This window comes from Pseudomonas sp. ADAK2 TE3594 (assembly GCF_053628675.1).
Genome location: NZ_JBRJGV010000001.1, coordinates 645,451 through 670,852 on the forward strand (window position 1 = coordinate 645,451; position 25,402 = coordinate 670,852).

The window sequence follows — 25,402 nt, forward strand, 5'->3', positions numbered from 1 at the left end:
GCAGCCGTTAACTGAGATTTGCAGTCGATGTCTGTGCACGTGGGGAACGCTGCACACTTGATGCAATTCGTAGGAAGTATAGCATTCGCTAGCATGCTGGGCAGGAAGCGTCAAGGTCTGGAAGGCGGCATTGGGGCTTGGCGTGCGCCGACGAGTTCTGCATTGCAGCGCCACATCCAGACGTTCCCCTGTCAGCCATTCGTAGAGGAATCCCAAACGCTATGAAAATGTTAACGCTTGATGAAATTTGATAATAAATCCGTACTTTTCGAAAAAAACGCTAACAGACTTGGGTAGTCGCGCTCATCGATCAGCGGATAATGGACGAAAATTGGGGGATGTCTCAGAGCCCATTCCACCAAATCCCAGGCACAAAAAAACCGGCCATCGAGGCCGGTTTTTTTGTGTTCCTGCATCCCCCGCCAAAAAAACCGACGTGAGACAAAAATTCGATTGGAGCGGGTGAAGGGAATCGAACCCTCGTTATCAGCTTGGGAAGCTGGAGTAATGCCATTATACGACACCCGCTCAGAGCGGCTGACTTTGTACCAGATGTCGGCGTGAAAATGAAGTTTTTCTTTGCGCGCGATGGCTTTAGCACGGGGGAAACGAAAGCAGAGACCGCATTGCGGTCATTCGCGGGCAAGCCTCGCTCCTACAGGGCTGAGCTTGCTCGCGATGACTCTGTTTCAGATTGCCAATGCATGCTGGTCCTGGACGTAGTGGTAACGCGGTCGGCTTTCGTGTTGCGCCGGTTTCAGGAAGCCCAGCAGTGCGTTGCGGCTGTCTCGGCAGGCGGCTTTGTGCTCCATGTCGAGAAAGTGGCCGGTGGCCTGAAGGGTGCTGAAGGTGCTGTGCTGCACGTGGCCGGCGAACAGCCTGGCATCGGCGGCGGCGGTGTACTCGTCCCATTCGCCGTTCATAAACAGCACCGGCACGTTGATTTTCTTTGCCGCATTCAGATAGCAGTTGCGATCACTGTTGAGCACGTCGCTGATGTGAAAGTGCATCTGCCCGTATTCATGTTCGGCCAACGAACTGACGTGACGGTAGTTGAAACGCTTGAACAGCGAGGGCAGGTGTTTGCCGATGGTGCTGTTCACCAAGTCACCGACCCGGTTACCGTCCCGGCTGCCGAGATAATCGACACCGCGCTCAAGGTAGTCGAGCATGTGCTCGTTGACCACCGGCGAGAACGAGCTGATCACGGCCTTTTCGATGCGCCGTGGCCGTTGGGCCAGGGCGACGAGCGTGGCGGCGCCACCAAAGGAAAACGACAGCACGTGTTCGGCGGCGAAGTGGTCGATCAGCTCCAGGAGGATCTGCCCTTCGATTTCCTTGGTCAGCATCTTCTCATGCAGGTTGTGGGCCTTCGACTTGCCCGCGTAGGGCTGGTCGTAGCACACCACATTGAACTGCGGATAAAGGTTTTTCACGGTTTGGGCAAACGACGCAGTCGTGGACATCGAGCCGTTGACCAGAATGATGGTCTTCTCTGCGGCGTCTGCGCGATAGAACTCCGTGTAAACCCGATACTGACCCTGTATATCCAGCACAGCGATTTCTGGCCTCATGTCATAAGACTCCTGGCAAGCGGGTATGCGCGCAAATCAGATTGCACGAGCTTTGTGACAGGTAGGCATACGCCTGGAATTTTGAAGGCCCATGTCGATCCATTGCTGGCTGGTCGACGGGTATTGTTATAAGCGGGCAGTTTGCCGGGGGAAGGCGGAACCTGAGGGTTCTCTGCCGGCAAAAAGTTTCTTAGAGTAGTTTTGTGACTCGTCGGTCACGTTTCGCGCCGACGTCCTGATTCAAGCAGGGGTCACGTCATCGCGCAAGTATCTTTCGTAAAATTTTCAGCGGCTTCTGCTGAGCGGTCGCCTGCTTAGATCATTCGGATCTCATCGCTGCTCAACGGACGGTATTCGCCGGGCTTCAACACAGCGTCGAGCGCCAGTGGCCCCATGCGTTCGCGGTGCAGGCGTATCACCTTGTTATCGAAGTGGCCGAACATCCGTTTAACCTGATGATAGCGGCCCTCGACGATGCTCAGGCGCGCAGATTTTGGCCCGAGTACGACCAGTTCGGCCGGTTGTGTGGTGAGGTCTTCGAAGGCGAAATACAGCCCTTTGGCGAAGGTGATCGCGTATTCGGCAGTGATGTCCTGCTCGGTCTCGACGTAGTAGACCTTGGGCAGTTTGGTCTGCGGTTGGGTCAAGCGTCGCGACCAGCTGCCATCGTTGGTGATCAGCATCAGGCCGGTGGTGTTGAAGTCCAGGCGACCGGCGATGTGCAGGTCTTCCTTGTCCGGTTCGTCGATCAGGTCGAGCACCGTCGGGTGTTGCGGGTCGCGGGTCGCACTGACGCAACCGGGTGGTTTGTGCAGCATGAAGTAGCGGGCCGGCTTGCCAGCTTGTAGCACCTCGTCGTCGACTTCCACGCGGCTGAATTCGAGTACCTCGGCGTGAGGGTCGCTGACGACTTCTCCGTCGACCCTGACGCGCTTTTCCACCAGCAACAGGCGTACCTGCTTACGGTTGAAGCGGGGCAGGTTGCTGAGGAAGCGGTCAACGCGCATGGCTAAGGTTCGGTGGGAGGATTCGGTGAGAGAGCGCCGCGCATCTTACGTGATCGGCTCAGCGGCTGCTTGTAACTGCATCTCGACCTGGGCGCAGGCCGGGCACAGGCAGGACTTGTCGCGCAACTCACTGGGCAACGCCTGAAGCACCGCCGGATCGATGCTGACGCCGTAGCACCAGCAGGCACGATCGACGGTTCGCGGGTCAGCCAGGCTGCAGTCGTTGGAGGCGCCGCAAGCCGGGCAGAGGTCAGGTTTATTCATGAAGGACATTCGATTACAGCCAGTTTGCTTGGTCCGAGACCGCGCATGATCGGCCGGCAAGCACTCCTGCGCAAGCCGGCGATCCTGGAAATCAACGCCGATCGTTCAGATACGCACGCCACCCGCCCAAATGACTGATATCCACCGCCCCCTCCAAGCCATAGGGCTCACAGATAAACCCACTCTCCCAACGCCCATCCGCCAGTTGTACCTTGCCCAACCCCAGCGGTGCCGGAATAGCGGTCAGGAACGAGCCCAACTCACTGCTCGGCAACTCCCACACTTCCACCGCAATCGCCGCGCCACCTTCCTTCACTCGGACCATGCCCGGGCGATAGGGTGGGCCGCCAGCCAGGGCATACAGCTGATAGTCGGGGGAACTGTGAGTGGCTTCGAGCAAACGGGCTCCACGCAGCTGGAGTTGCCAGTTCAGCGCCAGCCCATCCAGGTGCGCGCCGCAGACCACCAGCCTTGCGCGATCATTGCGCGCAATGTTCGTCGGCACAGGCGCGGCCAAGCCTTGCTGGCGTTGCAAGGCATCCGCCACGCTCAACAGGTACTGATCGGTAAACGCCCGTCCGAACAACGTCACGCCCCATGGCAAACCATTGCCCATGAATCCGCTGGGCACGGCGACGGCGGCGTAATCGAGCAGGTTCATGAAGTTGGTGTAGTAGCCCAGTTCCGAGTTGCGCAGCACCGGTTCGGCCGCAAGCTCCGCCCTTGTCACCGGGCGGCCGATGGTTGGCGTGACCACGCAATCAAGGCCCTCCAGGGCTTTGTCGCACAGCGCTTTCAAGGCCTGCAGACGGTATTGGGCACGGAAGGTTTGCACGCCGGTCACCGCTGGCGCCTTGGCCAATACGGCGCGAATCACCGGCAGCACGGCTTGAGGATGTTGCTCCATCAACTCGCCGGCCACGCTGTAACGCTCCGCCACCCACGGCCCTTCGTAGAGCAACCGCGCCGCTTCGAGAAACGGCGACAAATCCAGTTCGACCGCTTCACCGCCCATGGCTTTGAGCTGGTCGATGGCGTCACCGAAGAGCAACGGGCCTTCAGGACAGCCGAAGAACGCCAGATCCTGCGCACGGGGCACGCCAAAACGGAAGGGTGACAGAGTCCCGAAGGCCGAGCCGTCATTCCACAGTGGATTACTGCGGCTGTATTCGTCCCGTGGATCGAGATGAGCGGTGAGCGCCAGCAACTGACTGGCTTCCCAGGCCGTGGCTGTGAAGGTCGTGACGCAATCGAGCGTTCGACAGGCCGGAACCACACCGGCGGTGGAGATCAGCCCTTTGCTGGCTTTTAAACCGACCAGATTATTCAATGCCGCCGGCACGCGACCGGAGCCTGCCGTGTCCGTGCCCAGGGAAAAGCTCGCCACGCCGAGTGCCACCGCCAGTGAAGACCCGGCGCTGGAGCCGCCCGACGGATACTCCGGCAACACGCTGTTCGGGCAAGCGCCATACGGCGAGCGGCTGCCATTGAGGCCGGTAGCGAACTGATCGAGATTGGTCTTGCCCAACGGAATCGCACCCAGCGCCAGCAGTTGCTCGACAATGGTTGCCGAGCGTTCCGGCACATAGGCAAACGCCGGACACGCTGCGGTGGTGGGAATGCCCGCCAAGTCGATATTGTCCTTGATCGCGAACGGCACGCCGTACAGCGGCAGGCTGCCTGGGTCACGACCGTCGAGTGCGGCGAGGTACGGCTCCAGTTCCAGGGCGCTGAGCAAATGGATGAACAGGTGATAGTCCGGGTTCAGTGCCGCGGCTTTTTCCCGCAGGTTCAACAGCAGTTGCCGAGGCGTGATTTGGCCTTGGTGGTAAGCGTTGCGCAGGGCGTCGAGTTGCAGATTGATGTTCATGGCGTTAATCCTTTTTCAATGGCTTGAGTCGAGTTCCAGCACCACCACACGCTGCCCGGCGCGCACCGCCGAACCCGGTTGCACACGAATCTCGCGCACCACGCCCGCCATGGGCGCGAGCAGCGGGATTTCCATCTTCATCGACTCCAGAATCACCAGCACATCCCCCGCCGCGACCCGGCTGCCAGCCTGCACCTGAACCTGCCAGAGGTTGCCGGCGATGTGGCTGTCGATGCTCTGTTGACCGTCGGCTAACGGCGCATCTTCGGTAATTTCCGGGGCCAGCTCTTCGCTGTCGAAATGCGCCTGGCCGCTGGCGATCCAGCGTTCGCGCTCGGCGTTGAACGCGCTCTTTTGCTGATCCCGAAATGCCGCGATGCCCAGGGCTTCTTTCGCCAAAAACGCCTGGTAATCCGCCAGATTCAGCTGACTGTGTTCGATGTTCAGATCAAAACGCCCAAGCGGGAAATCCCGACGAATGCGCAGCAGTTCATCGGCGCTCACGGGGTAGAAGCGGATCTGATCGAAGAAGCGCAGCAGCCACGGCTTGCCGTCGAACGCTGCAACCTCACGGTAGCGGTTCCACATCTGTAAGGTGCGGCCGACGAACTGATAACCACCGGGGCCTTCCATGCCGTACACGCACAGGTAGGCGCCGCCGATGCCTACCGAGTTTTCCGCGGTCCAGGTGCGGGCCGGGTTGTACTTGGTCGTCACCAGGCGATGCCGCGGATCGAGCGGGGTGGCGACCGGTGCGCCGAGGTAGACGTCGCCCAGGCCCATTACCAGATAGCTGGCGTCGAACACCGTGCATTGCACTTCGTCGAGGTTCGGCAGGTCGTTGATGCGTCGGATGAACTCCAGATTGCTCGGGCACCAGGGTGCGTCCTTGCGTACGGTGGTCATGTATTTCTCGATCGCCAACTGGCAGGCCGGGTCATCCCAGGACAGTGGCAGATGGACGATGCGCGAGGGCACTTGCAGGTCTTTGGCGGCGCACACGGCGTCCCATTCTCCAGCGACAATCCCCAGCAGATCGGCCAGCGGCAGTTGCTCCGGTTGGTAGTGCACTTGCAGCGAGCGGATGCCCGGTGTCAGGTCGATCACGCCATGCAGGTGTTTGCTTTCCAATGCCTGCATCAGCGCGTGGGCTCGGAAGCGCAGGACCAGGTCCAGCTCGGGGGCACCGATCTCAAGTAGCAGATGCGTGTCGCCCGACAGACGTGCAACCAGCCGCGTATCCCCCTGACCAATATCCAACACCACAGGCGATACAGCCCCCTGTGGGAGCTGGCTTGCCTGCGATGAAGTTGATGCGGTGTCTGGTCGGGCCTCATCGCAGGCAAGCCAGCTCCCACAGGAATCCCATTTCAAGGCGAGATTGCACGCGGTCTTGAGATCGACCGGGATGAACTGCACCTTGTCCCCAGCCTTGAGCTGCCCCAGCTGCCAAAGGTCCGCCTCGATCACCGTCACCGGGCAGACAAAACCGCCCAGACTCGGACCATCCGGTCCCAGAATCACGGGCATGTCACCGGTGAAATCCACCGCGCCAATCGCGTACGGATTGTCGTGAATGTTTGACGGATGCAGCCCGGCCTCGCCACCGTCGGCCCGCACCCATTCAGGCTTCGGCCCGATCAGCCGCACGCCGGTGCGGCTGGAGTTGAAGTGCACTTCCCACTGCGTGGCGAAGAAGGTGCCGATGTAGTTTTCGGTGAAATACTCCGGGGCTCCGTGAGGGCCGTAGATCACCCGAATCTGCCGCACGGCGGGCAACTCGGTAATGTGCGGGATCGCCAGGTTTTGCCCGGTGCTGTGGTCGCTCAAGGCCGGAATATGCAATACGTCCCCAGTGCGCAATGCACGACCGGCATGGCCACCAAACTGGCCGAGGGTGAAGGTACTTTTGCTACCCAGATAATCCGGCACTTGCACGCCGCCGCGCAGGCACAGATAGCTGCGCGCGCCTGCACCGCCAATGGTGCCGAGGCTCAAAGTGGCACCGGAGGGAATCAACAGAGCGGTATTCATCGGCACCGCTTCACCGTTCAGCATCAACGGAATCACCGCCCCCGTAACGGCCACCACCGCCTCACAATTGAAGCGCAGCAGCGGCCCGCTCATGGTGATTTCCAGCGCTGCTGCACCTTGATCGTTACCCAGCAAGCGATTGCCCAGACGCAGTGCCCGGCTGTCCATCGGCCCCGACGGCGGCACGCCCACCGCCCAGTAACCGAGGCGTCCCGGATAGTCCTGAACGCTGGTTTGCGTACCGGCGCTGAGCACTTCAAAAGTGTTGGCTTGATAGACCAGGCCTTCCAGGCAACGGGTCCACGGCTGGCCGCTGGCAAAAGGCGTATCGAGCAGAATCTGCCGCAAGTAATCGCGGTTGGTTTCCACGCCGTACAGCAGGCTGTCGCCCAGAGCCTGATGCAGATCGGCGCGTGCTGCTTCGCGAGTCGGTGCCCAGCTGATGACCTTGGCGATCATCGGATCGAAGTACGGCGGGATCTCGCAACCGGCCTCGACCCAAGTGTCGATGCGCAGGTGTTGGCCATCGGTAACCGGGAAATTGACGGCAGTGAGCAGACCGGGACTCGGTTGGAAATCCCGACCCGGATCTTCGGCATAGAGTCGTGCCTGAATCGCATGACCGTCGGCTTTCAATCCCTGACTCAACTCGCGCAGCGGCGGTAAATCACCGGCCGCCAGTTCCACCATCCAGCGCACCAGATCGACGCCCCACACCTGTTCGGTGACGCCGTGCTCCACCTGCAAACGGGTATTCACTTCAAGAAAGTAGAAACGCTGGGCATCGCTGTCGAAGACGAACTCAACAGTGCCCGCGCTGCGGTAATTCACCGCTTTGGCCAGTTTGATGGCCGCTGCACAGAGTTCCTCGGCCATGCCCTCGGGCAGATTCGGCGCCGGGGTTTCTTCGAGGACTTTCTGGTTGCGTCGCTGCACCGAACAGTCACGCACGCCGAGGGCAAGCACCTCGCCCTGGCCGTCGCCGAAGACCTGCACTTCCAGATGCCGGGCGCGCTGAATGTACTTCTCGATGAACACGCCGGCGTCGCTGAAATTGTTCTGACCAAGGCGTTTGACGGCTTCGAAGGACTCGCTCAGTTCAGCAGCGCTGCGGCACACGCGCATACCGATCCCGCCACCGCCGGCGGTGCTTTTGAGCATCACCGGGTAGCCGACCTGTTCGCCGGCGATCAGAGCTGCGTCGAGGCTGTCGAGCAGCTCGGTACCTTCGAGCATTGGCACGCCGTGTTGCTTGGCCAGCGCACGGGCGGTGTGCTTGAGGCCGAACACCCGCAGGTGCTCCGGTGTGGGGCCGATGAAGGCGATGTCGGCCGCTTCGCAGGCTTGGGCGAATGCGGCGTTTTCCGAGAGAAAACCGTAGCCGGGATGAATCGCCGTGGCGCCGGCGGCTTTGGCGATGGCGAGGATTTTGTCCACGGCCAGATAAGTGCCAGCCGCCGCGCCTTCGCCCAGGCTATGGGCTTCATCGGCTTGCAGGATATGCAGGCTGGCGGCATCGGCTTCGGAGTAAACCGCGATGCCTTTGACCTGCAACTCTTGCAGGGTACGCAGGATGCGACAAGCAATGGCGCCGCGGTTGGCAATGAGGACTTTTTCGAACATGGCATAACCCCCGGAGGCGATAACGCATCAGCCTCGACCTGGGATGCGGGCCGTCCCGCAGTTTTTCGATAGGCGCCGAGGTCGTCCCCGACGGCAGAATCAACTTTCTTCAAAACACCACTGACCCCCTGTGGGAGCGGGCTTGCCCGCGATGGCGGACTGTCAGTCGACATCGATGTTGAATGTCCTGGCCTCATCGCGGGCAAGCCCGCTCCCACAGGTTTCAGTGGTGTTTAGGAGGTTTGAGGCACTGGCCTGAACGGGCCTGGCACAGGGCAAACAACCATCTGCGCAACCGCGAAAATTTCAGTTCCATACCAATAGCTCTGCGGGAGTCGGGTTGTAGGCGTTGCATGGGTTGTTCAGTTGCGGGCAGTTGGAGATCAGCACGATCACGTCCATCTCGGCCCGCAGGTCGACGTATTTGCCCGGCGCCGAAATCCCGTCTTCGAACGTCAGCCCGCCGTCGGCCGTCACCGGCACGTTCATGAAGAAGTTGATGTTCGGCCCGATGTCTCCCTTGCCCAGCCGACCATCGTGGACACAAGCGCGCAGGTAGTTGTCGCGGCAGCTGTGCATGTAGCGTTTCTCCAGCGCATAACGCACGGTGTTGCTCTCTTGGGCGCAAGCACCGCCGAGGGTGTCGTGACGCCCGCAGGTGTCGGCGACGATGGTCAGCATCGGTTTGCCGAGGTTGGAATAGAGCACGCTACCGGTGCTCAGGTAGACGCTGTTCTGCCGACGCAACGTGCGCTGCACGTCATAGCGCTCCTTGGGATTGGCGAGGCTGTAGAACAGAGTGTCGACGGCCTGATTGCCTTCCAGGTCGAGGATGCGCAAGGTCTGGCCTGCCTTGACCTCCATCAGCCAGGGTTCGCCGGCGGGGATGGTGGCGCGGTACACCGCGGTTTCGGGCAACTGTTGAGCAGTGGCGATAGCGAGTGACATGGCAGCGATCCTCAGGCGAACAGACGGTCGGTGTTGATGAAGCCGCGCTCGTTTTCCGGGCGCGAGGTGCGGCAGTGTTCGGCGACACTCGCATCGGCGTTCATCCAGCTGAGCTTCAGCGGTTTGGGGGCGTACTCAGGCGCCGGATCCATCGGATGTTGCAGCGCGGTGAGCACCACCAGCGTGTCCATCGGCGCATACAACTCGATGTAGTCACCGGCCCTGGAATTGCCTTCGACGAAATGAAAACGCCCGGCCTCATCGACATTCACGCGACTGAACAGGTTGAGCGTCATCAGCAAATCGGACAGGCCCAAACCCCACTTGCCCAATTCCACCAACAGGTTGTCGGTGCCGTTGCGGAAAAAGCCGTTGCGCAGTTCCTGATAGCGCCCCGCGCCGTATTTTTCCGCGACTTCTTCAGCGCAGAGAACACCACCGAGACTGTCGCTCCAGCCGCAGGTGTCGGCGGTAATGGCGGCCAGCACGCGCCCCATGTCCGAATACAGGCAATGGCCGGTGGTGAGCTTGGCGGTGTGTTGGCATTTGAGGCTGTCGGGCAGGTTCAGGCGTTCGGTATTTTCGTTGGCGTTGAGCAGCGTCAGGCTGACATTGGCACCGCCGCGCAGGTCGGTCAGGCGCAGCAATTGGCCGCGTTTCAGAACGAAGGAACGATGGCCGCCGCCGGGGAGCATTTCTTCGGCGAAGGGCGGGAACAGCTGGGTCGAATCAGTCATGTGCAAATCCTCTCAAGCGGTGCGAAGCGTGCCTGCCAACTGAGCCGGCAAGGCATCGACGGCGGCACGATGGGTGCGGCGGTCGCTGTTCAAAGGGATGTCGTAGGTGATGCGTGCGCCATAGGCGCCGGGGGCGTGCGGGTCGAGGCGGACCTTGTCGAACACCAGCAAACGGGTGCCGAGGCTGAAACCTTCGGACAGGTCATGGGTGACCATGAACACTGTCAGCTGGGTCTCGCGCCACAGTTCCAGCAGTAAGCCGTGCATGTCCTTGCGGATGCCCGGATCGAGCGCGCCGAAGGGTTCGTCGAGCAGCAACACGCGCGGCTTCATGATCAGCGCCTGGGCAATCGCCAGGCGTTGTTGCATACCGCCGGAGAGCTGCGCCGGGTACTTGTCCAGCGAGTGACCGAGGCCGACTTTGTGCAGCAACACTGAGGCTTGTTCGCGTGCGTCTTTTTTAGCGCTGCCGAACAAGCGCCCAAGTAGCGGTGAACGCGGCAGTTCGAGGCCGAGGGAGACGTTGTCCAGCACCGTTAAATGTGGGAACACCGAGTAGCGCTGGAACACCACGCCGCGGCTGGCATCCGGTTCGCTGGCCAGGGCCTGGCCGTCCAACAGAATCTCGCCGCGACTGGCGCGCTCCTGGCCCAGCAACAGGCGCAGGAAGGTCGATTTGCCACACCCTGAAGCGCCGACCAAGGTGCAGAACTCACCCTCGTTGACGTTCAGGTTCAATCCCTCGAGTACCACCTGATCGGAGTATTGCTGCCAGACGTTTTTCACCGTGATAAAGCTCATGCGCGCGCTCCTTCATACCAAGGAAAAGCACGCTGAGTCAGGCGCTTCAGGCCCCAGTCCATCATCCAGGCGAGCAGGGTGATCCACACCACGTAGGGCAAAATCACGTCCATCGCCAGGTAGCGGCGCACCAGGAAAATCCGATAGCCGAGACCATCGGTGGAGGCGATGGCTTCGGCAGCGATCAGGAACAACCACGCCGAACCCAGCATCAGTCGCAGCGAGATCAACAGGCGCGGCAACAATTGCGGCAGCACCACGCGCAGTATCAGCGTCCAGGTCGACGCGCCGAGGGTCTGGGCCTTGATCAGCAGTTCGACCGGAATCTCCCGGGCGCGCTGTTCCAGATCGCGGGCCAGGCACGGGGTGATACCGATCACGATCAGCATCACTTTCGACAACTCCCCCAGCCCGAACACGATGAACAGAATCGGCAGGATCGCCAGCGGCGGCACCATCGACAGCACGGTGAGTACCGGCGACAACGGTGCGCCAAACAGCGGCAGGGTCCCGGCGGCGATGCCCAGGCACAGCCCGGCCAATGCACTGATGCCGAGGCCGATGGCCAGCCGTCGCAGGCTGGCGGCGCTGTCTTGCCAGAGAAGGTATTCACCGGTGCGGGTGTCGGCGGTGAAGGCCAGGCGTTTCACCGCGTCGGTCATCTGCACGGCACTGGGCAGCAGTTTGTCGTTGGGGTTGTCCATCAGCCGATCGGCCGAGCCCATGAAGTAGGCGAACAACACCAGGGCGAATGGCAGGATCACCAACAGCAGGCGACTCGGGCGATCCGGGTGGCGATTGATCAGGCGCATGGCCTAGTCCTCCGTTGTTACAACGTGGCGTCGGCAGCCATCTGCACGTAGCTCGGGTCGAAGCGCAGCTTGAGGTTGGTCTTGTCGCCGCTGGTCACGCCATTGGCGAAGGCCATGCCGATGGCACTGGTGTCCTTGGCGCCTTCACCCAGCAAGCCGTGCTGAAAGGAGAACTCGGCGACCTTGCGCATGGTGTCGGGCAGTTGCTTGCTGGTGGAAAACGCCAAGGCTTCCTGGGGGGTGGCGAACAGCTTGGTGGTGTCGAGTTGCGCCTGGAAACCGGCCAGGTCGGTGCCCGAGGCTTTGGCCATGTGTTCGAGGGCGGCTTTGCTGGCGGCGTTTTTGGCGTTCATCAATTCCACCACTTCAAACCAGGCGCCGGTCAAGGCTTTGCCCAGGGCCGGGTTGTCTTTGAGGGTGGCGCTGTTGACCACCATCATGTCCATGATTTCACCGGGAACCTGGCTGGAGTTGAAGACTTCGGTCACGCCGGGCTTGGCCTTGATGTCCGAGAGCATCGGGTTCCAGGTGGTGACGGCGTTGACCTGATCGGTGTTGAAGGCGGCCGAAATGTCGGCGTCGGAAGTGTTGACCACTTTCAGGTCTTTCTCGGTGAGATCCACCGAATCGAGTGCCCGGGCCAATAGATAGTGGGACACCGAGAGCTCAACCAGATTGACGTCCATGCCCTTGAGGTCGGCGACTTTCTTGCCTTCGCCCTTGAGCACGATGCCGTCGTTGCCGTTGGAGAAGTCGCTGACGATCAGCGCCGTGCTGTCGACGCCACCGGCAGCCGGAATGGTCAGCGCGTCCATGTTGGTCATGGTGCAGCCGTCGAACTGGCCGGCGGTGTATTGGTTGATGGATTCGACGTAATCGTTGAGCTGCACCACATCGATTTTGATGCCGTACTTTTTCGCCCATTTGTCGACGATGCCTTGGCTGCCGGCGTATTCCCAAGGCATCCAGCCGGCATAAATAGTCCAGCAGACGCTGAAATGGTCTTTTTGTGCGGCCTGGGACGAGACGCTCACGAGGGCTGCAAAAGCAGCGGCGAGCAGGGCGGGTAAACGAAGTCGGGACATGGTGTGGTTCTCCAGTTGATCAAGGGCGGACAGGAAGGCAGCGGCACCGCGAACGGTGGCTTGTCTCCCGGGCTTTTGTCCCGCCGTGTAACCTCAACTGGAGGTCGCCAACTCTCGGACCAGCCACTCGCGATAGCGAGCCGGAACCCTAGTCAGCCATTGCAAATTGTGGTGCCGCGAACCTGTGATGACTCCTGCACGCCTTTGGTTAAGCGAGAGCCGTGCCAACTCGGCTTGAACCCTCTGGGTGGGGGCATGCAGGGAAGGGGGCGGATAAAGGGGGCGCGCGCCTTGCCTTGTCATGGTGCGCTGGCGCGCAACCGTGCACCGTAGATGGACGGGGTGGCCGCTGATCTGAAGGCCGATACCGTCTGGCACTCGGTGCAGGTTTGAAAGTCCAAACAGGTGTGAGTCGACTGCTGTTGCAGGTCTTTCAGGAGGCCTCCATGTTCTGTCAAAAAAAGCTCCGCCAAATGTTGCTCAGCGTGTTTTTTGGTTTGGGCCTGTCCGGCTGTTACTACTATGCAGGTGGCGGTGATATTTATCCGACACCCTATTACTATCCCGGCTATTACTACTCACCTTACTACTACGGCGGCCCGCGTTTTTACGGCGGCTATCGTTACTATTATTTCAGTGGTCCCCGTCATTACCATGGCGGCGGACACTATCGCGGGCACCGCTGATCAGCTCATGAATGCAACGGCGCGTCCGGCTTCCCGGACGCGCCGTTTTTCTTGTGTGAAAGATGAAGAACCTTTCATCGGCTACTTGTTTCAACGTGTTACAGGAACGCACCAGATTCCGAATTCACTGTCTGATCTTTCGACAGTTGTGAACAATTGACTGTCGCCTGCCAGCGTCGCTGGTGTGGCTCACTCGCGGTCCAGGAGGCCGCCATGCTCTGTCAAAAAAAGCTCCACCAAATTCTGCTGATTGCTCTATCGGGATTGTTTCTTGGTGCGTGCGTACCCTATTCCGACGGAGGAGACAGCTACTACCGTTCCGAGGTCTACACGTCCCCAGCGCCGTATTACTCCGGTGGCGGGTCTTATTACTCTGATGGGGGTTACTACTCGGCCCCGCGCAGGTATTACTCACCGCCTGCTCGGTATTACCAGCCATCGCCGCGTTATTACTCCCAGCCGCGGGTTTATCAACCGGCACCGCGCTATTACGACAACCGCAGCTACCAGAATCGCGGATGGGACCGTCATGACCGCGGTGGTTGGGACGGTCGTAACCGGGGCGATTGGGACGGCCGGAATCGAGGCGGCCGGGGCGATGACTATCGCGGCCACAGGGATCACCGTGATGGAAGAGGCGATCGCCACGATCGCGGCGATAACGATGGCCGAGGCGGCCGCCGGTAAACCACTCAATAAAAAACGGCGCATGAAGCGCCGTTTTTTTGTGCCTGGATTTCAGTACTCAGACAGATCGGCCAGAGGATGCCGACCTTCCCATACCTTGCGAAAATGCGCGTCCACCGCCGCTTCCGGCACATTGTTGATGTCCGGCCAGTGCCAGCGAGGTTTCTGGTCCTTGTCGATCAACCGCGCTCGTACGCCTTCGCTGAACTCTGGATGACGGCAGCAGTTGAGGCTTATGGTGTATTCCATCTGAAAGACTTGGGCCAACGATAGATGCCGGGCGCGAACGATCTGTTCCCACACCAGATGAGCGGTCAGGGGCGAGCCTTCAGTCATGGTTTTGGCGGCACGACCGAGCAGCGGGTCGCAATGATCGCGCAGTGCACTGATGGCCTTCCAGGCGCAACGAACGTCGCTGACATCCAGCAGTTCGTCGATCAGCTCGCGTCGAGGCAACCACTGCGCTTCCGGCATCTGCGCGAGCGCTTCCTGCTGCAAGGCCTTGAGCAGGCTGTTGAGCTGCATGGCTGTCTGTTCCTGCCAGTTCAATTGCAGCAAACCTTCGATCAACTCATGCTGTTGATCATCGCGCAGGAAGCGGTCGGCGAGGTCCAGATCGATCGCATCGCGACCGTTCATCTGGGCGCCGGTCAGGCCCAGAAACAATCCGAGCTTGCCGGGCAACCGCGACAGAAACCAGCTGGCGCCGACGTCCGGGTACAAGCCGATGCCGATCTCCGGCATCGCCAGCCGGCTGCTTGACGTGACGATCCGAATGCTCGCCCCTTGCAGCAGCCCCATGCCACCGCCCAGCACGTAACCATGCCCCCAACAGATCAGCGGTTTCGGGTAGGTGTGCAGGTTGAAGTCGAGGCGATATTCTGCCGCAAAGAAGTGTGCAGCCAAGGGCGGCACTTCGCCGGGAAGGGCGCGACACGCCTCCACCAGGCTGCGTACTTCACCGCCGGCGCAAAAAGCCTTGGCGCCATTGCCGCGCAGCAGCACGCAAACGATCTGTGGCTCCTTGGCCCAGGCGTCCAGTTGATCGCGCAGGGCATTGATCATCGGCAAGGAGAGGGCGTTGAGGGACTTTTCGGCATCCAGGCTGGCGATGCCGATGCGTGCGCCGTCGGTGCCGGTGAGTTCTTCGAAGTGCAGATTCATCGTGACCTCGATCGGGAATTTGAGCGTTCAGTATGATCGCTCTATAGGAAAGTGCCGGATCTGCGTCAGATCAATTGACAAGCGTGATGGGCTTTCCTAGGGTTCGCCCCATTGTTTTTACCGGATGTAATCATGACTGCTGACGACCGTATCAAACTCGAACCGAGCTGGAAGGAGGCACTGCGTGCCGAATTCGACCAGCCTTACATGGCAGAGTTGCGCACATTCCTGCAACAGGAACGCGCGGCGGGCAAAGAGATCTACCCACCCGGACCGATGATTTTCAACGCGCTCAATTCCACGCCGCTGGACAAGGTCAAAGTGGTCATCCTCGGTCAAGACCCTTACCACGGCCCGGGTCAGGCCCATGGGCTGTGCTTCTCGGTGCAACCGGGTGTACCGGCACCGCCATCGCTGGTGAACATCTATAAAGAGTTGAAGCGCGACCTGAACATCGACATTCCCAATCACGGCTACCTGCAGAGTTGGGCAGAGCAGGGCGTGTTGATGCTCAACACCACCATGACCGTGGAACGCGCGAATGCCAACGCCCATGCGGGCAAGGGCTGGCAGTATTTTACCGATCGGATTATCGAAGTGGTCAGCGAGCACCAGCCACATCTGGTGTTCCTGTTATGGGGCGCGCATGCCCAGAGCAAACAGAAACTCATCGACGCCACCAAACACCTGGTGCTGACCTCAGTCCATCCATCGCCGCTGTCCGCCTATCGCGGCTTCCTCGGCTGCGGGCACTTCAGCCGGGCGAACAAGTTTCTGGAACAGAATGGCGAGACGCCGATCGAGTGGCGGTTGCCGCCGGTTATGTAACGATCACCGCCAGCCAGAGAGCCGCTCGTCAGATATCACCGGATACCTGTTATTTCTGATAGTAGACGTGACAGGACACCCTCTGTTCAATTGACCTCCGAGAGGCTTGCACTATCGAAGCTCTATCGGTTTTTTTAATTGAACAGGAGTTCGTTATGAATAAGCTGGAACGCGAAGAAATAAAGGCCTTAAAAAAGGCCACAGGAAGCTTATTTGCGAAAACAACGCGCTGGGAGACTTCCAATCCTCGAAATACTATCAACACGCAAGAAGTGTTTTTTCGCGACATCATGCCAGACTATTATGATGTGGGCGGCCGAGTTAACGAGGATAATTACTTTACCTCGGTGATCTTCGAGATTCCGAAGAATATTCAAAGTGGAGAACACAATGTCGGACAGGGCGGGATTGGTGCCCGGTACAATGTTGTCGTGGGCGAGGAACAGGAGTTGTACGGGGCTGTAAGTGGAAAAATCAAACTTACTGTCAATTCTGAAGGCACTCATTTCGAGGCCGAGGATTTTCACTTCGTAGCCCGTATAGGAAGTGCCGGCAAGACTGCTGAGCTCTTCTTGGGGAAATTCAATATCTTGTTTTGAAATTCAAGAAGTGCTCCAAGGCAATAATTCTCCAAGAGTGGGGCACTTCTTTTATTTAACTAAAAACAAAATCCTCATTGCCGTTCTGGCTCCCGGTTCCAATACCGAAACAACGGCTCCGCCAGAAACAATACAAACAACAACCGCATCACCTGCATCGCCGTCACCAACGGTACCGACAATTGCAGGGTTTCCGCCGTCAAACTCATCTCGGCAATCCCGCCGGGCATCATGCCCAAGGTCAGCGAACGCAGATCCAGCTGAGTCAGCGCACTCAAACCCAATGCCGCCAGGGTTGCGATCAACATGGTCAACACCGTACCCAGCAGGGTTCGGCCCATGAAGGACGGTGCCCGCCGGAAGAACTGCCGATTGAAGTGACACCCCAACCCGCTGCCGATCAGCCACTGGCCGATCTGACTGCCGCCGTTGGGCAGTCCGATGTGCAGGTCCCAACCAATGCTCACCGCCGCACTCACCAGCAACGGTCCGAAAAGCCACGGATTGGGCTGGCGCAGACGTTGCCAGATCCAGGCGAGCAGGGCGCCCGCCGGGAACAGAATCGCCAGCCAGCGCCAGTCGACGCTGCCGGCATGGGCGATCGGCGTACCGTCGCCCAACAGATACTTGAAGGCCGCCGGCACACACAGCACCACCACCAGCACCCGCAAACTCTGCCCCGCCGCGACACGGCTGAGCACCGCGCCGTTGCGCGCGCCGAGGTTGACCATCTCCCCGGAGCCGCCGGGCATGCTGGAAAAGAATGCGGTGGCGCGATCTTCCCCGGTGCGCCGCATCAACCAGACCCCGACCACCGCGGACAGGCTGGTGACCAACGCACCGAAGAAGATCAGACCGAAGTGGCTCAACACCTGCTCCATCACCACCGGGGTGAAGTGCAGGCCGATGCCGATACCGACGACCCACTGGCCGCACTTGCGTCCGCCAGGGATTTCCGCCAATTGCCAGGGAGTCAGGCAGCGCACCAGGATGATCGCCAACAACGAGCCGACCATCCACGGCAGTGGCCAACCGATCTGGCTGGCGAGGTAACCGCCCAGCAGACCGACCAGCGGTGTTCCCCACCAGCTTTTGAACGGGGTGCGATCAGACATCGGCGATAGCGCGCCGGGCGACCGAACGTTTGCGCCAGATACGCAGGATAGGCACCAGCAGCATCACTGCGATCAACGCCCAGACACCCATGGTGATCCCGCTGGACCAGAGAATTTCCAGTGAACCGTTGGAGATCGACAAGGCGCGACGCAGATTCTGTTCCATCAACCCACCGAGAATGAAACCCAGCAGCACGGGCGACAACGGGAAGTCTAGCTTGCGCAGGATGTAACCGAAGATGCCGATACCGATCATCAGGAACAGGTCGAAGGTGGTCGCATGTACCGCGAAGACGCCGATGGCGGTGATGATCGCGATCATCGGCACCAGCGCCCAGTTCGGCACGGCGAGGATGCGGGTGAAGATACGGATCATCGGAATGTTGAGGATCACCAGCATGATGTTGGCGACAAACAACGAGGCGATCAGGCCCCAGACGATGTCCGGTTGCTGTTGGAACAGCAGCGGGCCCGGCGTGATGTTGTACAGCGACAGTGCGCCGATCATCACCGCAGTCGTACCCGAACCTGGCACACCCAGCGTCAACATCGGCACCAGCGCGCCGCAAGCCTCGGCACCGATAGCGGTTTCCGGGGCGGCGAGACCACGTTTGTCGCCCTGCCCGAATTTGCCGCTTGGGCCCGCGATGCGTTTTTCGGTCATGTAGGCCACGGCGCTGGCCAGCGTCGCGCCGGCACCGGGCAGCACGCCCATGATGAAACCGAGCACGCCGCAACGCATGTTCACCCAGAACACCGAGGCGGCTTCCTTGAAGTTGAACATCATGCGACCGGTGGCTTGGAACGCTTCCTGACCGCGGTGGGTTTTTTCCAGCAGCAGGAGAATTTCACTGATGGAGAACAGGCCCAGTACCAGCACCACAAACTGAATACCGTCAGTGAGGTGGATGTTGTCACCGGTGAATCGATAGACGCCGCTATTGGCATCAATGCCGACGGTCGACAGGAACAGGCCGATCAGCGCGGCGATAAAGGTCTTCAGTGGTCGATCGCCGGCCATGCCACCGAGACAGACAATCGCGAACACCATCAGGACGAAGTATTCCGCCGGACCGAAGGCAATCGCCCACTTCGCCAGAATCGGTGCAAACACCACCATCCCGCAGGTCGCGATGAAGGCGCCGATGAACGAGCTCCAGGCCGACAGCGACAGTGCAACCCCCGCCATGCCTTGACGCGCCATCGGGTAGCCGTCGAGGGTGGTCATCACGGTGGACGCTTCCCCCGGAATGTTCAGCAGGATCGAGCTGATCCGGCCGCCGTACTCGCAACCCAGATAGACCGCCGCCAGCAGGATCAACGCCGACTCCGGTGGCAGGCCCAGGGCGAACGCGATGGGGATCAACAGCGCCACGCCGTTGATCGGCCCCAGGCCCGGCAGCAGGCCGACGACGGTGCCGATCAGTGTGCCGCTGAGTGCGGTCACCAGGTTGTAGGGCGTTAATGCGACGCCGAAGCCGTGACTCAAATAACCAAGCGTATCCATATCAGTTCTCCAAAACGTCAAGCAGGCCCAAAGGCAGCGGGACGTCCATGACTTTGTCGAACAGCAGGTACAGGCCGATACTCATCAGGCTGATGATCACCGCGCTCGGCAACCAGCGTCCGCCGTACAGGCGCGCCATTGGAATGCCGATCAACATGCTGCTGAGGATGAAGCCCAAGGGTTCGAACAGACCGGCGAAGATCAGCAACAACAGCACGCAAAGGCCAATCTTGTGCAGGGTCTCGCGATCCATCGGTGGATCGTCAGTCGTGTGGATGATCGGCGACGGGCGAAATACCATGTAAACCAGCCCCAGCCCCATCAGGCCCAACATCAATAACGGGAAGGCGCGGGGACCGATGGGTTCATAGGAAAACGGCGCCTGATAGGGCCAGGCCATCAGTATCAGGCACAGACAGGCGAGCAACAGCACCGAAGCAAAAATGCGTTGTATGAGCATGAGGAACTCCTAGGCCACGACCCCGAGAACCAGGGTCGTGGCCGCTAGACAGAGGCGATCACTGGATCAGGCCGAACTCTTTGGCCAGCACTTTGTAGTCCGCGACCTGCTTCTTCACGTAGGTGTCCAGCTCCGGGCCGGTCATGGCGAACGGGAACAGTTCACGCTGATCGCGCAGCTTGGCGAAGTCCTCGGAGGCCAGCAGTTTGTCGAAGGCGTCTTTCCACCAGGCGTAGTCTTCGTCGCTGACTTTTGGCCCGAGGTAGAAGCCGCGAACCACCGGCCAGACGATGTCGTAGCCTTGCTCTTTAGCCGTCGGAATGTTTTTCATTTCCGGCTCATCCAGACGCTTCTCGGAGAACACCGCCAGCAGGCGCATGTCGCCGCTCTGAATGTGTGGCATGGAGTCGGAGATGTCGGTGCTGCCGACCTGGATGTGGCCACCGAGCAGGGCGGTGGCGATTTCACCACCGCCTTCGAGGGCGACATAACGCAGGTCGCGCGGGTTGATCCCGGCCGCCTTGGCGATCAGTGCGGTTTGCATCCAGTCCTGGCTGCCGACGGTGCCGCCGGAACCGATCACCACTTTGCTCGGATCTTTCTTCAGCGCCTGAACCAGATCGTCCAGGGTCTTGTAAGGCGAATCGCTTTTCACCGCGATGGCGCCATAGCTGGTGCCAACAGCGGCCAGCCAACGAACGTTGGTTTCATCGAAACGACCGAACTTGCCTTGCGCCAGGTTCAGCAGCGAACCGCTGGACCACGCCACCAGCGTGCCGGCATCGGCAGGACGCTGGGCGACCACCGCGTTATACGCCACCGCGCCGACACCGCCGGGCATGTAGGTCACGCGCATCGGTTTGGTCAGCAGTTTTTCGTTCACCAGCGCGCTTTGCGCCAGTTTGCAGGTCAGGTCGAAACCGCCGCCTGGCGAGGCCGGGGCGATGCATTCCGGACGTTTCGGTTCGGCCATCAATTGGCCGGCGAACAGCATGACGCCAGCGGCCAGAGCAACTTTACGCAGTGATAGGTTCATTCAAGTCTCCTTGGGATTTTTGTTATGGACGTACTGAATTACCAAAGTGCAACGCTATAGCTCACCAGCAGACGCACTTCATCGGCATCGCGGGCGGAGTAGTTGGAACGGTAGGTGGCATTGCGCAGGCGTACGGCGACATCTTTCAGGGCGCCACTTTGTACGACGTATTTGATCTCGGTGTTGCGTTCCCACTCTTTGCCTTCATCACCGTTCTTGAGCTTGATGTTGTCACCGCTCAGGTACCGGCTCATGAAGCTCAGGCCCGGAATACCGAGTTTGGAGAAGTCATAGTCGTAACGCGCTTGCCAGGAGCGTTCTTCGGCGCCGGCAAAGTCGTTGATCTGCACGAAGTTGACCAGGTACGGATCGCTGCCATCGACGTAAGGGAAAGCGCTGTCACCGGACATGTGCTGATAGCCGGCGCTGAGTTTATGCCCGTTCAAGGCGTAGCTCACCAGACCGTTCAGGGATTTGTTGTCGATCTTGCCGCCCCGGGCCGCGCCCTCGTCGTCACTGATGGCCAATCGCAGATCAGTGCCGAACGTGCCGGGGCCGAACGGTTGCGACGCGACAACGCCGAGGAAGTGCTGGTTGTAGACTTCATCGAGCTGAGCGAAGTGGTAGCTGCCGGTGATTTTGTCGGTGAACTTGTAGTCCACGCCGCCAAAGTCAAAGTGCTTGCCGGCCACGGTACCGGCGAAGCGGCTGTTCTTGTTGTTGAGGGCGATGTCCTCGAAGTCGGTGCTGTCGCGGTCCTTGGCTTTCTCCAGACGCCCGCCGGTGAAGGTCAGGTTCTTGATCTCTTTGGAGGTCAGCAGGCCGCCTTCAAAGGTCTGCGGCAGAATGCGCCCGTCGTTGGGTTTGAGGATCGGCAGTTCCGGAATCAGGCTGCCGATTTTCAGTTCCGTGGCGGAGATTTTCACTTTGCCGGTCAGGCCGAGCTTGGAGTACTCGTCAGCCGCGCGACCGTCGTCATGGGTCGGCAACAGGCCGGTGCCGGTGCGATCCGGACTCGAATCGAGTTTTACCCCAAGCATGCCCAGTGCATCGACACCGAACCCCACGGTGCCGTCGGTGTAACCCGATTGCAGATTGAGCATGAACCCCTGGGCCCATTCGTCACGCTTGGATTGCTGGGCGCTGGTACCGTCGCGAAAGTCGCGGTTGAAATACATGTTGCGGGTTTCAAAGGTTGCCGTACTGTCTTCGAAGAAGGCAGCCTGGCTCAACGGCGAAAAGCCGGCGAGGGCGGCGGCACTGGCAAGGGCGGTGTGGCTGAGGCGGGAAAAACGAGCAGGCGGGCGAGCCTGAAGCTGCATGGACAGCATGGTGACGTACTCCGTTTATTGTTCTTATTGGCGAAAACGCTTCGAGGCGTTTTTCGTAGCGCTATGTGCGGTAGCGCACGGCAGTCGAAACTGTCCGTGGCTGGACTCTAACCGGCCAACCTTTCGCTAACCTTTCAGCTGACTTTCACGGTTTTCGGGCTTCACAGCGACGGATGCGGCTGTAAACTCCGCGCCAAAGAATGGCGTCGACCATCCCTGAATGAGGTAAAGATCCATGCGTGTTCTGCTCGTCGAAGACCACCTGCAGCTTGCCGAAAGTGTCGCCCAGGCGCTCAAGAGCACCGGCCTGACCGTGGATGTGCTGCACGACGGTGTGGCAGCCGACCTGGCCTTGAGCAGCGAGGAATACGCCGTGGCGATCCTCGATGTCGGACTGCCGCGCATGGATGGCTTCGAAGTGCTGGCGCGCTTGCGGGCCCGGGGCAAGAACCTGCCGGTGCTGATGCTGACCGCCCGCAGCGACGTCAAGGATCGGGTCCATGGCCTGAACCTTGGGGCCGACGATTACCTGGCCAAACCCTTCGAACTGACAGAGCTCGAAGCCCGGGTCAAAGCCTTGCTGCGCCGCAGTGTGCTCGGCGGTGAACGCCAGCAGCGTTGTGGCGTGCTGGCCTATGATCTGGACACCCGGCGCTTCACCCTCGGCGAAGAATTGCTGACCCTGACCTCCCGTGAACAGGCGGTGCTCGAGGCCCTGATCGCCCGTCCCGGTCGGGTGATGAGCAAGGAGCAACTGGCCGCCCAGGTCTTCGGCCTGGACGAGGAGGCCAGTCCCGATGCCATCGAAATCTACGTTCACCGCTTGCGCAAGAAACTCGACGGCCAACCGGTGGCCATCGTGACCTTCCGCGGCCTTGGTTATCTGCTGGAAAGCCGCGATGCATAAGCTCAGCAGCCTGCGTTGGCGGTTGCTGTGGAACCTCGCGCTGCTGTTGGTGGTGTTGATGCTCGCCAGTGGTTTGAGCGCGTACTGGAACGGTCGCGAAGCCGCCGACACCGCTTATGACCGGACCTTGCTGGCCTCGGCGCGGACCATCGCCGCCGGCCTGTCCCAGCGCGATGGCAGCCTCAGCGCCAACGTGCCTTATGTGGCCCTCGATACGTTCGCCTACGACAGTGCCGGGCGAATTTTTTACCTGGTCAACGACATCAACCAGAATCTGATCTCGGGCTATGAAAACCTGCCGGCACCGCCGCCGGGAACGCCGCGCACCGATGATTATCCGGCGCTGGCGCGTTTCTACAACGCCACTTATCAAGGGCAGAACGTGCGAGTGGTCAGCCTGCTCAAAGCGGTCAGCGAGCCGAACATGAACGGCATGGCGGAAATCCGCGTGGCGGAAACCGATGAGGCACGGGTCCGCATGGCTCGCAGCCTGATGGCTGACACGTTGTTGCGTCTGGGTATGCTGGCGATCGGTGCGTTGCTGCTGGTGTGGTTCGCGGTCAGTGCGGCGCTGCGTCCGCTGGAGCGCTTGCGCACGGCGGTGGAAGAGCGTCAGCCCGATGACTTGCGGCCCTTGCCGTTGGTGGAAGTGCAGCACGAGTTGGGGCCGCTGGTGCGTGCGCTCAATCACTTTACCGAGCGTTTGCGCGGACAGTTCGAGCGCCAGGCGCAGTTCATCGCCGATGCCGCTCATGAATTGCGTACTCCGTTAGCGGCGCTCAAGGCACGACTTGAACTGGGGATGCGGTCGAACGAACCCGAAACCTGGCGCAGCACCCTGGAAACCGCCGCCCAAGGCACGGATCGCCTGACCCATCTGGCCAATCAATTGCTTTCGCTGGCACGGGTCGAGAATGGCGCCCGGGCAATCGCCGAGGGCGGTGCGCAGTTGCTCGATCTCAGTCAGTTGGCCCGTGAGCTGGGCATGGCCATGGCGCCGTTGGCCCATGCACGTGGCGTGGCGTTGGCGCTGGAAGCTGACGAACCGGTGTGGCTGCGCGGCGAGCCGACGCTGTTGAACGAACTGTTGAGCAATCTGGTGGACAACGCATTGGCTCACACGCCGCCGGGCGGCAATGTGATCCTGCGGGTCATGGCGCCAGCGGTGCTGGAGGTCGAGGACGATGGCCCGGGAATTCCCCTTGAAGAACGGGATCGGGTGTTTGAGCGTTTTTATCGGCGTAACGAACAGGTGGCTGGATCGGGGTTGGGATTGGCCATCGTCGGCGAGATCTGCCGCGCCCACCTGGCACAGATCAGCCTGCACGATGGCGAGCAGGCAGGGCTGAAGGTGCGGGTGAGTTTTATTGCGGGGGAGTGATGGTGTTTGTTATGGCCTCTTCGCGGGCAAGCCTCGCTCCTACAAAATATATACGATGCTTTTGTAGGAGCGAGGCTTGCCCGCGAAGCTCTTAGTAAAACATCGACCGCGACTCTTCCAGATCCTTGCACATCGCCTTGTTCTCCGGATCAATCCCCAGCTTCTTGAAGGCCGGTACGCTGAATGGATCAATACGGGCCAGTGGATGATCGGTGTCCTTGTGGCAATACAGGCTGGCCACTTGCACCAGATCGACATAGTCGACCCGCTCCGATTGCCGCTTGAAATCCAGATACAGCCCCGGCAATTGCACCAGCATTTCCGGAAACTCCCAGACCCTGAGCAATTTATCGCCGAGCAGCGGATGAATCCGGTCGATCACATGGTTGAGGCTGACCGGGTCAGACAGCAATTCATAGTGATCTTCGGCGTAGGTCAGGATCGGCAATACACCAATCTGATGCACAAGCCCGCCGAGCGCTGCTTGATCGGGCTTGAGTTGCGTATAACTGCGGCACAACGCGTAGCTGACACCGGCGATTTCCAGGCTTTTGCGCCAGACTTCGCGCATTTTCTGTTCCACCACTTCGGAACGGGCGTTGAAAATCTGTTCCATCACCAGGCCGATGGCCAGGTTGCTGCTGTAATTGACGCCCAGCCGGGTGATGGCCGTGTGCAAATCAGTCACTTCCTGGGTCGCGCGCAGCAACGGGCTATTGACCACTTTGATCAGGCGCGCCGACAGCGCGGTATCGCGGCCAATCACTTTGCTCAGTGTGCTGACACTGATTTCCGGGTCTTCGGCGGCCTTGCGAATCTGCAGGGCCACTTCCGGTAACGTTGGCAGAACCAGGTCATCGTTATCGATGGCCTCAACCAAATCCTGTTGGACCTTATCCGCCAGCTCGCTCATTTCTTTTCTCTAGGGTATTGCGACAAGTACTGC

At 60.1% G+C, this 25,402-nt stretch carries 23 protein-coding genes, 1 tRNA gene and 1 riboswitch; of the genes, 6 read left to right on the forward strand and 18 right to left on the reverse strand.

The features are described 5' to 3' along the window. Positions 1-454 precede the first annotated feature (454 nt). From AB7M22_RS02865 to AB7M22_RS02915, 11 genes are all read right to left on the reverse strand, one after another. Positions 455-528 (reverse strand) — tRNA-Gly (locus AB7M22_RS02865). A gap of 161 nt (positions 529-689) precedes the next feature. Next, positions 690-1,574: an alpha/beta fold hydrolase gene (locus AB7M22_RS02870; protein WP_007898567.1), complete on the reverse strand. Its 885-nt coding sequence runs from the start codon at positions 1,572-1,574 to the stop codon at positions 690-692. Between the two features lie 314 nt (positions 1,575-1,888). Continuing rightward, positions 1,889-2,581: a pseudouridine synthase gene (locus AB7M22_RS02875; protein WP_454185180.1), complete on the reverse strand. Its 693-nt coding sequence runs from the start codon at positions 2,579-2,581 to the stop codon at positions 1,889-1,891. A gap of 45 nt (positions 2,582-2,626) precedes the next feature. Beyond that, positions 2,627-2,845, reverse strand: a complete 219-nt coding sequence (locus AB7M22_RS02880; RefSeq protein ID WP_454185181.1) for a cysteine-rich CWC family protein — start codon at positions 2,843-2,845, stop codon at positions 2,627-2,629. Positions 2,846-2,936: 91 nt separating this feature from the next. Beyond that, positions 2,937-4,715, reverse strand: a complete 1,779-nt coding sequence (gene atzF / locus AB7M22_RS02885) for an allophanate hydrolase (RefSeq protein WP_454185182.1) — start codon at positions 4,713-4,715, stop codon at positions 2,937-2,939. Between the two features lie 15 nt (positions 4,716-4,730). Then, a complete protein-coding gene (gene uca, locus AB7M22_RS02890; protein ID WP_454185183.1) occupies positions 4,731-8,372 on the reverse strand; it encodes an urea carboxylase in 3,642 nt (1,213 codons plus the stop codon). A gap of 306 nt (positions 8,373-8,678) precedes the next feature. Then, a complete protein-coding gene (locus AB7M22_RS02895) occupies positions 8,679-9,320 on the reverse strand; it encodes an urea amidolyase associated protein UAAP2 (protein ID WP_454185184.1) in 642 nt (213 codons plus the stop codon). An 11-nt stretch (positions 9,321-9,331) separates the two neighbouring features. Then, positions 9,332-10,057, reverse strand: a complete 726-nt coding sequence (locus AB7M22_RS02900) for an urea amidolyase associated protein UAAP1 (protein ID WP_454185185.1) — start codon at positions 10,055-10,057, stop codon at positions 9,332-9,334. 12 nt (positions 10,058-10,069) lie between these two features. Continuing rightward, complete coding sequence (locus AB7M22_RS02905; protein ID WP_454185186.1) at positions 10,070-10,858, reverse strand: ABC transporter ATP-binding protein; 789 nt, start codon at positions 10,856-10,858, stop codon at positions 10,070-10,072. Then, a complete protein-coding gene (locus AB7M22_RS02910; RefSeq protein WP_454185187.1) occupies positions 10,855-11,670 on the reverse strand; it encodes an ABC transporter permease in 816 nt (271 codons plus the stop codon). The genes AB7M22_RS02905 and AB7M22_RS02910 overlap by 4 nt, the downstream gene beginning before the upstream one ends. 17 nt (positions 11,671-11,687) lie before the next feature. Further along, the gene (locus tag AB7M22_RS02915) at positions 11,688-12,755 is read right to left on the reverse strand and encodes a putative urea ABC transporter substrate-binding protein (protein WP_454185188.1); all 1,068 of its coding nucleotides are present in this window, start codon (positions 12,753-12,755) and stop codon (positions 11,688-11,690) included. A gap of 62 nt (positions 12,756-12,817) precedes the next feature. Beyond that, positions 12,818-12,918: riboswitch (guanidine-I (ykkC/yxkD leader) on the reverse strand. Between the two features lie 283 nt (positions 12,919-13,201). On the opposite strand from AB7M22_RS02915, the gene AB7M22_RS02920 reads away from it, so the two are divergent. Then, positions 13,202-13,441, forward strand: a complete 240-nt coding sequence (locus AB7M22_RS02920) for a hypothetical protein (protein WP_454185189.1) — start codon at positions 13,202-13,204, stop codon at positions 13,439-13,441. Positions 13,442-13,654: 213 nt separating this feature from the next. Beyond that, positions 13,655-14,128 carry a hypothetical protein gene (locus AB7M22_RS02925; protein WP_454185190.1) on the forward strand — a complete coding sequence of 158 codons (474 nt, stop codon included), beginning with the start codon at positions 13,655-13,657 and terminating at the stop codon, positions 14,126-14,128. A 51-nt stretch (positions 14,129-14,179) separates the two neighbouring features. Here AB7M22_RS02925 and AB7M22_RS02930 read toward each other — a convergent pair whose 3' ends face one another. Then, on the reverse strand, positions 14,180-15,292 hold the full coding sequence (locus AB7M22_RS02930; RefSeq protein ID WP_454185191.1) for an enoyl-CoA hydratase/isomerase family protein: 1,113 nt from the start codon (positions 15,290-15,292) through the stop codon (positions 14,180-14,182). Between the two features lie 129 nt (positions 15,293-15,421). Between AB7M22_RS02930 and ung the strand changes: the two genes are divergently transcribed. Beyond that, complete coding sequence (gene ung / locus AB7M22_RS02935; protein ID WP_454188754.1) at positions 15,422-16,120, forward strand: uracil-DNA glycosylase; 699 nt, start codon at positions 15,422-15,424, stop codon at positions 16,118-16,120. 155 nt (positions 16,121-16,275) lie between these two features. Next, on the forward strand, positions 16,276-16,719 hold the full coding sequence (locus AB7M22_RS02940) for a hypothetical protein (RefSeq protein ID WP_454185192.1): 444 nt from the start codon (positions 16,276-16,278) through the stop codon (positions 16,717-16,719). Between the two features lie 74 nt (positions 16,720-16,793). Here the strand turns inward: AB7M22_RS02940 and AB7M22_RS02945 are convergent, their stop codons facing one another. The 5 genes from AB7M22_RS02945 to AB7M22_RS02965 are packed head-to-tail and all read right to left on the reverse strand — an operon-like array spanning position 16,794 to position 22,168. After that, on the reverse strand, positions 16,794-17,834 hold the full coding sequence (locus AB7M22_RS02945) for an AbrB family transcriptional regulator (protein ID WP_454185193.1): 1,041 nt from the start codon (positions 17,832-17,834) through the stop codon (positions 16,794-16,796). Continuing rightward, the gene (locus tag AB7M22_RS02950; protein WP_253437722.1) at positions 17,827-19,341 is read right to left on the reverse strand and encodes a tripartite tricarboxylate transporter permease; all 1,515 of its coding nucleotides are present in this window, start codon (positions 19,339-19,341) and stop codon (positions 17,827-17,829) included. The genes AB7M22_RS02945 and AB7M22_RS02950 overlap by 8 nt, the downstream gene beginning before the upstream one ends. A 1-nt stretch (position 19,342) precedes the next feature. After that, entirely contained in the window at positions 19,343-19,801 is a 459-nt protein-coding gene (locus AB7M22_RS02955; RefSeq protein ID WP_454185194.1) for a tripartite tricarboxylate transporter TctB family protein, read from the reverse strand. Between the two features lie 58 nt (positions 19,802-19,859). Next, entirely contained in the window at positions 19,860-20,837 is a 978-nt protein-coding gene (locus AB7M22_RS02960; RefSeq protein WP_007898608.1) for a Bug family tripartite tricarboxylate transporter substrate binding protein, read from the reverse strand. A gap of 38 nt (positions 20,838-20,875) precedes the next feature. Then, entirely contained in the window at positions 20,876-22,168 is a 1,293-nt protein-coding gene (locus AB7M22_RS02965) for an OprD family porin (protein WP_427627286.1), read from the reverse strand. A 235-nt stretch (positions 22,169-22,403) separates the two neighbouring features. Between AB7M22_RS02965 and AB7M22_RS02970 the strand changes: the two genes are divergently transcribed. Continuing rightward, positions 22,404-23,075 carry a response regulator gene (locus AB7M22_RS02970; protein ID WP_007898613.1) on the forward strand — a complete coding sequence of 224 codons (672 nt, stop codon included), beginning with the start codon at positions 22,404-22,406 and terminating at the stop codon, positions 23,073-23,075. Further along, the gene (locus AB7M22_RS02975; RefSeq protein ID WP_454185195.1) at positions 23,068-24,456 is read left to right on the forward strand and encodes a sensor histidine kinase; all 1,389 of its coding nucleotides are present in this window, start codon (positions 23,068-23,070) and stop codon (positions 24,454-24,456) included. Before AB7M22_RS02970 ends, AB7M22_RS02975 begins: the two co-directional genes overlap by 8 nt. 91 nt (positions 24,457-24,547) lie before the next feature. Here AB7M22_RS02975 and AB7M22_RS02980 read toward each other — a convergent pair whose 3' ends face one another. Continuing rightward, a complete protein-coding gene (locus AB7M22_RS02980) occupies positions 24,548-25,369 on the reverse strand; it encodes an HDOD domain-containing protein (RefSeq protein ID WP_008014843.1) in 822 nt (273 codons plus the stop codon). Positions 25,370-25,402: the final 33 nt, after the last annotated feature.